Below are 12,723 nucleotides of genomic sequence, written 5' to 3'. Positions count from 1 at the left end.
TCTAATATATATAAACAGAAGCAATAAATTTATTTCTTCTCAGCTGTCATAATTAAGGGAATTGAATTTAATTCTCTAAACTGGTCTCCATTTGAATTACCATAAACATTCTTTATTTTAAATCCAGCCTGATTTAAATCTGCTTCCAGCTCTGACCTGCAGAGCGGATATAACTCAATTTTATTTTTCGATAAAATTTGATCATTAAAGTGATCGATCAATCTTGTTATAAAATAAATTACATTTTTCTCTTCAGCATATTTATAATCCCGCTCAAAGCGGACAGAATCATCCTGACTGTAAATTGTGGGCAGTCCATCTAAATCAAGCTCCAGGATTCGATAATAATTTACTATCTGAATAAATATTTTCCCACCAGCTTTTAAGAGCTCAGCTGCCAGTTTTAAAAACTCTTTAATTTCTTCTTTTTGAAGATGAACCAGCACATTACCAATTATATAAATACCATCAAAGCTGGCATCCTTAAATTTTTCCTTTAAATGCAGCATACCCAGCCTATAAAAGTCAACATTTACCCGGGCTGCTTCTATTTTTGATTCGGCTATTGAAATCATTTCCGCATCTATATCAACCGCTTGCAGCTGATATCCTTTTTCTGCCAGAGCTATACTGTAACTTCCGGTGCCACAGCCGACATCAAGCAGTTTTATATCATCTTTTTTATCCTTCAGATCCTTAAATGTATTATCAATCAATTCCAGCTTTTTGTCATTAAGTGGAAAAATTTTATCATAGTTTTTACTGAACTCTGAATAAAATTCCATATTTATCACTCCCAGACCAAAGTTAATTAAATTACTTATCATTATCAAATTTAGCCATTAATCAAAAATGTCCTGCTTCATAAGTAAATTTAATTTTCAAAAAAACTCTATAACCAGAGGTGTGGCTATAGAGTTTTTTGCAGTTATTATTTTTTGATTGGAATCCAGATTTCTGATCTGTAATCTTCAGCCTCAGGATTACCGGGTAGATAGACTTCTAATTCAGGTCCTCCAGCATGTTCATAGCCTGTGGAAGGGAACCATTCTGAATAAATACGCTGCCAAACTTTTTGAATCGCATCAGGCATTGGGCCCACAACTTCGAATACTGCCCAGCTGTTTGCTGGTATAAATCTTGCTTCAACTTCAAAATCAAGCTCCCTATTTGGCTCCTCAACTGCAATCATATACCTCATTCTATCCTTATTTTCTTCATAATCCATACAGATACCAAGAATCCCCATTTGATCAGCAAGTGGATACAACTTTTCGCAAAACCCATTTTGATTGCATTGATCCCAGAACTCAGGTATTTCTTTGAAATTCTGTCCATCAAGAGTAGAAACCTGAATACTCTTCCCAACAACTTTAAACTCTTCTTTTTCAACAATTCGATAATCCATATTTTCAGCCCCCTGTAGTTTTAGTTGGAAAAAGAGACGCGGATAGGCCTTTAATTTTGAGTCAGTATTTTTTACTGTTGAAGGATTTATCCCGTGAAGTCTGCTGAATGCTTTAGAAAAGGATTCAGCTGTTGAATAACCATATTTAACTGCCACATCAATGACTTTAGAATTATCTGAGGCAAGATCTTGAGCCGCTAAAGTAAGCCTTCTCTTGCGGATGTATTCTGCGACAGTATAACCTGCTAACATATTAAACATCCTTTGAAAATGGAATTTTGATAAACAGGCTATTTTAGCTACTTCTTCAATCTTAAACTCCTCACAGATATTTTCTTCAAGATAATCAATGCTTTGATTTAATTTTTTAATATATTCCAAACCGATCTCCCCTTCCATAAATAATCATAACAGAATATATATACTGCAGCCTGTCAATTAATGCTTTCTGATGACAGATCTTATTAATTTTTTATAAGAGCTGATAAATCAAAAAAATCTTTGTTATTTTCTGCAGCCCAATTGATGATCTCTGGATAAAGATCAACTAGTTTTTCATCATTCTTCTTGTTTTGATATAACTGAAGTAGTCTTTGATTAAACTCCCTGTATTCTTTAAACTGACGTCCCTGAATCATAATCAGCTCTTGAATATTTCTAGTCTTCTCAAATAACTTTTCCTCAAAATTTTCTGCTGCAAATACTATAAAGGTGGCCCAGGTCATATACTCATTAAAAGTCATTGGTATGCTGCTATAACCCTGCTGCTGATTCCATTTTTTAAAGTTACTAAAAGCTGGAGCAATATCAGATAAATAATTATTTGTTGCCGGATTAACATAATTATGGTCAATTTCAGTAAATAAATTACTAATAAATAATCCCCGCTGTTCATCTTTGCTTAATTTACCATTAAAACTCTGGCTGTAAGAATCAAGCCCCTGAACAAAAATAAATGTTTCCTGATAATCATAGTTTTTTGCCTTAAAGGCAAAAGTATTATGAGGAGTGGAACCAGCCAGAGGAGAAAATACTATACGGTGAGAATCATATTCAACCAAAAAATTCATTTCAAGCCAGCTCCAAATCTGCTTGATCATCGATTTCTTTTCAAATTGATTTATCTGATTTTGATAATAATCTTGATGATTTTTATAAAAGGCCAAAAACTTACTCTTTTCAGCAAAATCTAAAAAGAGATTAAGATTCATGCTAAAATTATTATCACTGTAAAATGGATAGTTGGAATTTGCTATCAGTTTTTCGCCTTCAAAATTATAATAAGCGGAATAATTTTTCCATTTATTATAATTGCCGCGTGATTTAGTTAATGAATCACTTAGCTTTTTTACAATTGGATGCTGTTTATATTCCTTGAAATATCTTTGAACCTCCTGATAATATTCAGTATCCTTATAAATCATCCCTGAACTCTGTCCATATTCGCCAAGTGAAATGATAATGTGAAGCAGCTCATATGTTTTTGGAATTTCAATTCTTAATTTTCCTCTATTCTGCTCAATATGCTCTTTTTTTATTTCGATTCCTGAAATTATGGAAACAGTTTTTAAATCTGAAGTAGAATAAGTGTATTTCCAGGGCTGCCATAATAAAAGTATAATTAATGATATTACAAATAAAGCAACTATCCAAAACCATTTCCCTTTGATTTTGAAACACATGCTGAACCTCCTGTTTGTTTTTAAACAAAACTATAATAATCCTTGTCCATATTTATTTTTGATTTATCAAGTAAATAACCAGCTTTTGCTAGAACTTTTGCCGAAGCAGAATTATCTTTTTCAACAATCCCCCAGATTACCTCTAAATTAAGTTCTTTTTGAGCCCAGGCTGAAAATACTTTAACCGCTTCCGTAGCATAACCAGCACCCTGATATTTTTCTTCCACTGCATAACCAACTTCAACAAGATCATCAACAGGACTTAGGCCAATGTGACCAATTAATTCTTTGTTTTTCTTTAGCTCAATTCCCAGAACAAATGGTTTTTTTAAAGGGTCTACTTCTGAATAAGATTCAATCAAAAAATTAATAACTTCTGCGGCTTTTTCTTGATTCTTATAGTACTGATCTGACAGCCATCTTCTAATTCCCTCTTCCTGACTCATCTGAAAGACTTTTTTCAAATCACTTTTTTTAAACAATCTCAGCTTTAATCTCTTTGTTTCAAAACTAATTTCATTCTTCATTAAAATTTTCCCAACCTTTGTTTTAATTTTGTCTTTTCACAATATAGTTATATAATATAAATTTCACAATCTAAAAATAAAATAAATAACTCCCTTTATAAATCTGCCACAGGGGTTTTATCTTCCAGCCAGGTCAGTTCTGTATCCAGCATGAATTGATGGGGCCAGTTTATATCTGTATCTACCCAATTTTTATAAGTTTTAATAACCTGATAAAATTTTTCCACTAATTTTTGATCAGGGATGGCCATTAAATCATCGATAGTTTTCATCAATTGATCCGGCTTATCTTCAATTTCAGCCAAAACTCTCAGAAACCACTTATGAAAAGGATAAAGACATTCATTTTCTGCTAAAATCAAGCGCCCGCCAAATAGAACCAGATTATTAACTGCCCGATTGAGCAGATACTGATTATTTAGTTTAATCGCCTCTTCTGCATACCATTTCCAGGCTTCAAATTGAGCATAAAATCTCTCTATTTTATCCTGTTTTTCTTTAACCGGATAAACTGTAATTTTAGCGAGCAGACCTGCTAAATCAGCAATTCGAGAAAAAATTATTTCTGCTCCCTCAAAAGCAAAACGAGCTGGCTCACTTCCTCTTTCGGCAACTTTTTCCATAAACTCTAAACTTATATATTTGCCGTCAATATACTCGGTTGGAGCCACAGCTAATTCTGGATCAAAATATGTAAGTTTTCCTATATTTTTTCTTGTAAGGTAATCTTCTTTGCTAACAATAAACAACACATCTAAATCAGAGCTTTCCCGCTCAAAACCATGAGCTATTGATCCACATAAAAGCAGAGCTTTTATGTCGGTATTCTCAATAATTTTATTCTTCAAATTCTCAAGTGTTTTTTTGTGATGTTGATACATATTATTCCTCCAGCAAATTATTAATTATAAAAGCTTATATATCTCATTAAATTATCTTCGCTATTAAAGTTAATAATCCTCTATTAAATAAAAAACCTCTTCTGCTGTTAACAAAAGAGGTCTCTAAAATAATATTATATTTTTTAATTTTAATGTTTTCTCCAACATAACCACCATTCAGAACACTCCACCTCTCCCTGTTTAATTAATTCTTCTCTTTTTTCAAGATGAGACTTATTATTTTCTGGATGCTTGATCAGCTTATAATCAAATACCTGACTGTCGGACCAATTAAACTGTTCTTTATTTTTTTTAGCCATTTTGCTCACTCCTCACTATTTGATATTGATTATTATTTTCAATTATAATAAAAATAAGTATTTTTGTCAAGTAAATAAGCAAAAAAGAGCAGCCATTTAAGCTGCCCTTTAAATCTTTAATAATTTTCATTCATAATAAAGTTATTAAATCTAATCTAATTCTGTTAATACAACACCTATTAAACCAGGGCTAGTATGCACAACCATTACCGGACTAATTTCGCTAAAATATGTTTCTTTTACCTGGGCCAGCTCTTTAAATTTATCGAGAAGCCCCCTGGCTTCTTCTTCGGCTGCTGCATTCATTACATCAACTACATATTCCTTGCCTTCCTCCAATTTATCTTTGATAATAGAATACATTTTCTTTAGTGAACGCCGTCGTCCTCTAACTTTATCAAAAGTAAAGTATTCTCCATCTTCATCAATAGCAATAATAGGCTTAATATTTAAAAATTCCGCAATAGTTCCTGATACTTTACCAATACGCCCACCCTTTTTGAGGTATTTAAGAGTTTCAACTACAAAAAAGACCTCTATTTTATCCTTTTTAGCTTCTACTTTTTCAATTATTTTATCAAATGATACTTCAGCTTCATTTACCAGAGAACTTGCATAAAGAACCAGTCTTCCCAGTCCTTTAGAAAGCATCTTAGAATCAATAACTTCAACTTTTATTCCATCTATTTGGTCTGCAACCATCATACAGTTACTGTAAGTTGCGGACAGTCCACTCGAAATATGAATAGATATAATATGGGTATAGCCTTCATCTTTTAACTCATTATAAACATCCATAATTTCCTGTGGGGAGGGCATAGAAGTAGTTGGGATTTCTTTCTCAAAACTCTCATAGACCTCTGCTGGAGTTATATCAACTCGGTCATGGTACTGAGAATCACTGTAAATAACTTTTAAAGGAATAGATTTAATCCCGAATCTCTTTAAATCATCTTGAGTTAAATCAGATGTACTATCAGTTACAACCGCAATTTTTTCTTTCATTATTTTTTCTCCTTCTAACTGTGACTTAATTTAAGCATAATCAAAAATTTTAAAATTTTGTTGACAACAAATCATATTATAGCAGAAATAAGCCTATTTAAGCAAATTTATGGTTAAAGTTAACTACACAATTACCACCATCGTTCTTACAACTGTAAAGAGCTTTATCTGCTTTATCAATTAATTCTTCAAAGTTGTTTTCTTTGTTTAAAGTTACAGTCCCGATACTGCAAGAAATTGCAAGTTCTGGCTCCTTTTTAATCTTAACTTTTTCTATACTTTCCAGAATTCTAACTGCCACCTTACTGGCAGCCATAGTACTGGTCCCGGGAAGTCCAACTACAAATTCGTCACCTCCATAACGAGCAAAAAGATCAAAATCTCTGATAACTTTATTAACAGCCTCTGTAATTGACTTTAAAACTTGATCTCCGATTAGATGTCCGTAATTATCATTAATTGATTTAAATTTATCAACATCAAACATAATTACCGAAAGAGGAGTTTTATTTTCAACTGACTTAAAATATTCTTCCTGCATTAAATCGAAAAAATACTGACGATTGAAAATCCCGGTAAGTCCGTCCTGGGTAGCTCTTTCCTTATACTGCTGGCCCCTAATACGCTCCGTAATATCAACACAGCTGCCGACAAAACCAGCAAAGTTTCCCGCTTCATCATAAAATGGAGCTCCTGTATCATCAATCCAGCGGTATTCTCCATCATGTCTCTGCAGTCGGTAAACCATGTTGAAACGCTTTTTTTGATTAAAATTTTCTAAATAAATTTTCATACATTCTTCTTTATCATCAGGATGCACTCCATCTTCAAACCAGCCGTTGCCATATTCCTCTCCTAAACTTCGCCCCCTAAAATCAAGCCAGGTTTGATTGAAGTAATAACATTTTGCATCAACACCAGAAACCCAGATTAAATTAGGCGTATTTTCAACAATTCTTTTATACTGCTCAAGCTTTAAACCCATCTGCTGATCTCCTCTCTACTATTCTTACAATTTTACTTATATTTAAATATATTATACTATTTTTAGAACCTAATGTACAACTAACGTTTAACATTCTTTTTTTTAGATTATAATTTTCTAAAATCAAAAAAGCAGCTTCAACTCTCTTACGAGAATCAAAGCTGCTCCTGGATTAACTTATATAATTTATCTTCTCAAATTTCTAATGATTTCATCAAACTCATCCTTGGAAATTTCTCCCTTTGCATAACGCTGACGGGCGGTTTCTTCGGCACTGTCTCTATGGTCACTTCTTATCTGTTCTCTATTATAGTAAGAGTTATTATTCCGCTGATTATAATTTTTGCCTTCATTGCCTTTCTGAACAATAAAATAAATTACTGCTGCCAGAATAATTACCCAAAAAAACATCATAAATCCTCCACCTCCTAGATAATTGTTAAATCCCATGTGGCCAAATCCACCCATGTGACCAAATCTAAACATATTATCACTACTCCTTTTATAAACTTGAGTGCTTTGCTTTAATTATATCATAAAGTAAGAATGTGAAGGAAATATGAATTTTATTATATTTTTGGAATTATACTTAATTTGATTAAATTGTTTCTGCTAACTAATGATAAGGATACATCTATTTTCTAAAATAATCTACGCCTGACTTAAAGAGCATCTGATCTTTTTGACCTATTATATTTTTAGCAACATTATTTCCAATTCTCTCTGAATGTCCCATTTTACCCAAAACCCTACCATCTGGACTGCAGATTCCTTCTACTGCTGCAATTGAACCATTAGGATTATGCGGCATTTCCATAGTTGGATTTCCCTTTAAATCAACATATTGAGTTACAATCTGTTTTTTAGCATTTAATTCTTTTATCATTTCAGCTGAAGCAACAAAACGCCCTTCACCATGAGAAACAGGAATTGTATGGATATCTCCCGGTTTTACTTTAGTCAGCCAGGGAGAATTATTGGAAATAATTTTTGTATTTACCATTTGAGATACATGCCGCCCAATTGTATTATATGTTAAAGTAGGAGAATCAGCGGTTAAATCTCGAATCTCCCCATAAGGTAGCAATCCCAGCTTAACCAGAGCCTGAAAACCATTACAAATTCCAAGCATCAAACCATCTCTATTATTTAATAAATTCATAACTGCCTCTTTAATCTCCGGATTTCTAAAAACAGTGGCAATAAACTTACCAGATCCATCGGGTTCATCTCCAGCACTAAAACCACCAGGCAGCATGACAATCTGGGAATTTCTAATTAAAGCAGCTATTTTTTCTATTGAACTTTCTATCTGTTCTGGTTCTAAATTTTTAAAAATAAAGGTCTCAATTTCAGCTCCTGCTTCTCTAAACTGTCTCGCTGTATCATACTCACAGTTTGTTCCCGGGAAAACTGGAATCAATACCCGGGGTTTAGCAGTCTTAAAGTTTGCAGAAAAACTATTTTGACTCTGAGAAAGATCAACTTTAAGTAATTTTTGCTGTTCTTTAGAAGAAATTAAATCAGCAAATTCTTCTTCCTCAGTTGTAGTTTTATATATTTTTTCCAGAGGTTCTTCCCAGCTCTTTAAAGCAGCTTCAATATTAATTTCTATCTGAGCAACTTTAATTACTTCTTCAATTATGGTTCTACCAATTAATTTGAAATCTATTCCGTCAAACATCTCTGCTGGTTCATATTTTCCGTCAACTTCTAAAACTAAAGCACCATATTCAGGCGAAAAGAATTCTGATTCGCTCAGCTGAGAAGTTATTTCAACCCCAATTTTGTTGCCAAAGCTCATCTTTGACAGGGCTTCAGCCAGCCCTCCAAATGTTACTGCAGAAGCAGCTTTTATTTTTCCTGCTGCTATTAACTGTTCTACTTTTTTATAGGCCTGTTTGAGTTTTTCTATATTTGCTAATTCGTCCTCTCCTCGCTCTACAGGAAGATAGATAATTTTACTATTAACATCTTTAAACTCTGGAGAAATCACATTATTAATATCAACAGTATCAACTGCAAAAGAAACTAAAGTTGGCGGTACATCTATTTCATGAAAAGTTCCTGACATACTGTCTTTACCACCTATAGCTGGTAATTCAAATTCTTTTTGTGCCTGATAAGCTCCCAATAAAGCACTAAAAGGCTTACCCCATCTCTCAGGATCCTGACGCAGACGCTCAAAGTACTCCTGAAAAGTAAACCTAATTTTACTGTAATCACCACCAGAAGCCACAATTTTGGCAATTGATTCTATAACAGCATAAAAAGCTCCATGAAAAGGACTCCAGGTAGTTAATTTTGAATCATAACCATGGCTCATAATTGTCCCCGTGTTTGTTTCTCCTTCTATTAGCGGTATTTTAGCTGACATAGCCTGAGTTGGAGTTAACTGAAACTTTCCTCCATAAGGCATTGTTACACTTCCACCACCGATTGAACTATCAAATTTTTCAACCAACCCTTTTTGACTTGCTACATTAATATTCGCCAGATTCTGCAGCCATTTTGATTTCAAATTATCTGCTTCAGCCAGACGTTCAACTACAGCTCTTTTGAAATAATTATCAGCCGCTTCCGGTTTGGTAACCTTAACTTCTGTAGTTTGAGTAGCCCCGTTTGTATCCAGAAAACTTCTACTCAAGTTAACAATATCATCACCATTCCAGCGCATAATTAATCGATTATGATTTTTAACCTCAGCTACAACGGTTGCCTCTAAATTTTCTTCTGCAGCCAGAGCAATAAAACTCTCAACATCTTCTTTGCCTATAACAACTGCCATTCTTTCCTGTGACTCCGAAATAGCAAGTTCAGTCCCATCCAGGCCTTCATATTTTTTTGGTACAGCGTCTAAATTAATTTCCAGTGCATCTGCCAGCTCACCAATGGCTACAGACACTCCTCCAGCACCAAAGTCATTACAGACTTTAATTTTCTTACTCACTTCAGGATTTCGAAACAAACGCTGTATTTTTCTCTCAGTCGGTGGATTACCTTTTTGTACTTCAGCACTGCTCTCTTCTATCGATTCTTCTGTATGCACCTTGGAAGAACCAGTTGCACCTCCACAACCATCACGACCAGTTTTACCACCAAGAAGAATAACTATATCCCCAGCTAAGGCCTCTCCTCGAAAAACATTTTCTTTAGGAGCTGCTGCAATAACTGCTCCTATTTCCATATGTTTAGCGAGATAACGTTCATTATAAATTTCATTAACCATCCCTGTTGCCAGACCAATCTGATTACCATAAGAGCTGTAGCCATCCGAAGCTTCCTGGACGATTTTTTTCTGTGGTAATTTACCTTCCAGCGTCTCCTCAATTGGAGTTCTTGGGTCCCCAGCACCGGTAACTCTCATTGCCTGATATACATAAGAACGCCCGGAAAGCGGATCTCTAATCGCTCCTCCAAGACAGGTGGCTGCTCCACCAAAGGGCTCAATTTCTGTCGGATGGTTGTGAGTCTCATTTTTAAACATCACCAGCCAGTCTTCATCCTTACCATTTACGTCAACTTTAACTTCTATACTGGCTGCATTTACCTCATTTGAAATTTCTAAGTCTTCCAATTTCCCTTCTGCTCTTAATTCTTTCATTCCCATTAAGGCAATATCCATAAGGCAAATATCTTTTTCTTTATTCTGATAAATCTTTTTGCGTCCCGTTAAATATTCTCGATAGGCTTTTTTAACCCCCCGGGTAAATTTACTCTCTTCAATTTCTACATTCTCAATTTTAGTCAAAAAAGTTGTATGTCGGCAGTGATCAGACCAGTAAGTATCCAGCACTCTAATCTCAGTAATAGTCGGATTTCTTTTTTCATCTTCTCTAAAATATTTCTGAGTATGTTTTAAATCTTCAATACTCATTGCCAGGCCAAATTCAGATAAGATATTTTTTAGTTCTTTTTCATCTGCTTTAATAAAACCTGTTATACTTTCAACTTTATCCGGCAGTTTATAACTCATTTTTAAATTTTCCGGTTTCTTTAGCTCAGCCTCTCTGGAGTCAACTGGATTAATATAGTAATCTTTTATTTTTTCGACATCTTCTTCACTTAAATCACCTGTTAAAATAAAAATTTGGGCCACTCGCACAATAGGCTTTTCATCATTATTTAAAATCTGAATACACTGTTCAGCAGAATCTGCCCTCTGGTCATATTGTCCCGGCAGATATTCTACTGCAAATATCTTAGCTTCTGCAGCTGCTGTAATTTCCTCCTGATAAGTCAGATCCACAGGCAGCTCTGCCAGGATTGTCTCACACGCCTTTCTGTAAGCCGAATCCGAAATAGCTGTTATATCATAGCGGTTCAACAATCGCAGTCCTTCTAGACTATCAAGTTCCAGACTTTCTCTAAAATCATGCAGAAGTTCTTCTGCCTTAACATCAAAGCCTTCTTTTTTTTCAACAAAAACCCGTCTGATCTGCTCTGCCATTTTTAGCTCTCCTTTTTGAAAATTTTATATGCAAAAAAATCTCTTGCAATTTAATTATAGAATGATACACTTAAGTAGTAAAATTAATAATACTTATACTATTAATAAGGAGTGTTAATCAATGGCTTTAAATTATGAATTATATAAAGTCTTTTATCAGGTAGCCAGCTCGTTAAGCTTTTCCAGAGCTGCTGAAAATTTATTTATATCTCAGTCTGCAGTCAGTCAGAATATTAAAAATTTAGAAAATGAATTAAATACTGACCTATTTATTCGCAGTACCAAAAAAGTTGAGCTGACTAAAACAGGTAAAATTCTGTTTGAACACATTGAACCGGCGTATAACTTAATAGAAAATGGAGAAAAGAGTATTAAAGAAATCAATGCTTTAAAAAAGGGTGAAATTCACATTGGAGCGAATGATACAATTTCCAAAGATTTTTTGCTTCCCTATTTAAATAAATTTCATCAGCTCTATCCAGATATTCAAATCCAAATAACAAATAGAACTTCCAGTACCTGTATTGAACTACTGCAGCAAAATAAGGTTGATCTAATTATTAGCAATCTACCAAATCAAAAAATTAACAAAGAAATGGAAGTTAAAACAATATACAGTTTTAATGATATCTTCATTGCCGGAAATGAGTTTAAAGAAATTAAAGGACAAATTAAGCCACTAAAAATACTTAAAAAATATCCGCTCTTAATGCTTGAACCTAAAACAACTACCCGTAGATTTCTGGATAAAACTTTAAGTGAAATGGAAATAGAAATTACACCGGCAATTGAACTTGGCAGTGTTGATCTTTTAATTGAAATGACCAAAATTGGACTTGGAATTGCTTTTGTGCCGGAATATTGTCTCAATCTCAACAGCAATGATTTATTTAAAATAAATATAAAAGAAAAACTGCCAGCAAGAAAACTGGCTGTTGTAAAAATGAAAAATATTCCACTGTCTAATGCGGCGGAAAAATTTCTGCACTTATTTAAATTAAATTGAATTTACAGAACTAATTTCTTCAAATAATACTTTATTTATAAAAATTTCTACCAACTGGGGGTCAAACTGACTCCCAGAACATCTTTTGAGTTCTTCAACTGCATATTCAATTGAATATGCTTTTTTATTATATAGGAAATTATGCTTTTGCAGGAATGTGGATAACTTTATAGAAGGATAAAAATATTATGAGCCCAAAACAAAGAGGAAAACGTATTAAAGTTAAAACAATATTGAATGATCACTGGGAAGAGTTTAAGATTAAACATCTTCCAGGTAGAGTGCCTGCTGATATGTTAAACCATGTAATTGATCAGGTAGAAAAGTCAATGAAATGTGGTAATCCAGAAAATGGTTATGCTAAATATAAATGCTTGGACTGTGGTCAAGAGCATATCGTCAGCTTCAGCTGCAAAAGTAGATTCTGCTCCAGATGTGGTAAAGTCTATGTAGATAAAT

General features: G+C 33.7%; 12 protein-coding genes. 2 read left to right on the top strand and 10 right to left on the bottom strand.

Annotation, left to right across the window (positions count from 1 at the left end; genetic code table 11):
• Positions 1–29: 29 nt before the first annotated feature.
• The 10 genes from BW929_RS12015 to BW929_RS11975 form a co-directional block, all read right to left on the bottom strand.
• Positions 30–785: a class I SAM-dependent methyltransferase gene (locus BW929_RS12015; protein WP_076545735.1), complete on the bottom strand. Its 756-nt coding sequence runs from the start codon at positions 783–785 to the stop codon at positions 30–32.
• A 146-nt stretch (positions 786–931) separates the two neighbouring features.
• Positions 932–1,789, bottom strand: coding sequence for an AraC family transcriptional regulator (locus BW929_RS12010; protein WP_199505803.1), 858 nt, complete (start codon positions 1,787–1,789; stop codon positions 932–934).
• An 83-nt stretch (positions 1,790–1,872) separates the two neighbouring features.
• Positions 1,873–3,090, bottom strand: coding sequence for a DUF4932 domain-containing protein (locus tag BW929_RS12005; protein ID WP_076545734.1), 1,218 nt, complete (start codon positions 3,088–3,090; stop codon positions 1,873–1,875).
• 20 nt (positions 3,091–3,110) lie between these two features.
• Complete coding sequence (locus BW929_RS12000) at positions 3,111–3,617, bottom strand: GNAT family N-acetyltransferase (protein WP_076545733.1); 507 nt, start codon at positions 3,615–3,617, stop codon at positions 3,111–3,113.
• 95 nt (positions 3,618–3,712) lie between these two features.
• On the bottom strand, positions 3,713–4,498 hold the full coding sequence (locus BW929_RS11995; RefSeq protein ID WP_076545732.1) for a nucleotidyltransferase domain-containing protein: 786 nt from the start codon (positions 4,496–4,498) through the stop codon (positions 3,713–3,715).
• 149 nt (positions 4,499–4,647) lie between these two features.
• Positions 4,648–4,818 carry a peroxiredoxin gene (locus BW929_RS15285; RefSeq protein WP_158537708.1) on the bottom strand — a complete coding sequence of 57 codons (171 nt, stop codon included), beginning with the start codon at positions 4,816–4,818 and terminating at the stop codon, positions 4,648–4,650.
• A gap of 150 nt (positions 4,819–4,968) precedes the next feature.
• Complete coding sequence (locus tag BW929_RS11990; protein ID WP_076545731.1) at positions 4,969–5,823, bottom strand: DegV family protein; 855 nt, start codon at positions 5,821–5,823, stop codon at positions 4,969–4,971.
• A 97-nt stretch (positions 5,824–5,920) separates the two neighbouring features.
• A complete protein-coding gene (locus BW929_RS11985; protein ID WP_076545730.1) occupies positions 5,921–6,808 on the bottom strand; it encodes a sensor domain-containing diguanylate cyclase in 888 nt (295 codons plus the stop codon).
• Between the two features lie 186 nt (positions 6,809–6,994).
• Complete coding sequence (locus tag BW929_RS11980; RefSeq protein ID WP_076545729.1) at positions 6,995–7,294, bottom strand: SHOCT domain-containing protein; 300 nt, start codon at positions 7,292–7,294, stop codon at positions 6,995–6,997.
• Positions 7,295–7,442: 148 nt separating this feature from the next.
• Positions 7,443–11,258 (bottom strand): phosphoribosylformylglycinamidine synthase, encoded by a 3,816-nt coding sequence (locus BW929_RS11975; RefSeq protein ID WP_076545728.1) that lies wholly within the window; start codon positions 11,256–11,258, stop codon positions 7,443–7,445.
• Between the two features lie 121 nt (positions 11,259–11,379).
• Here BW929_RS11975 and BW929_RS11970 point away from each other — a divergent pair, with 121 nt between their 5' ends.
• Both BW929_RS11970 and BW929_RS11965 read left to right on the top strand, forming a co-directional pair.
• Complete coding sequence (locus BW929_RS11970; RefSeq protein ID WP_076545727.1) at positions 11,380–12,264, top strand: LysR family transcriptional regulator; 885 nt, start codon at positions 11,380–11,382, stop codon at positions 12,262–12,264.
• Positions 12,265–12,452: 188 nt separating this feature from the next.
• On the top strand, positions 12,453–12,723 hold a 271-nt coding region (locus BW929_RS11965), incomplete at its 3' end, for a transposase zinc-binding domain-containing protein (protein WP_200805244.1).

It is taken from the genome of Halanaerobium kushneri (genome assembly GCF_900156285.1).
In the GTDB taxonomy this organism is placed as follows: Bacteria; Bacillota; Halanaerobiia; order Halanaerobiales; family Halanaerobiaceae; genus Halanaerobium; species Halanaerobium kushneri.
This window is presented reverse-complemented; position numbering and strand designations above follow the sequence as displayed.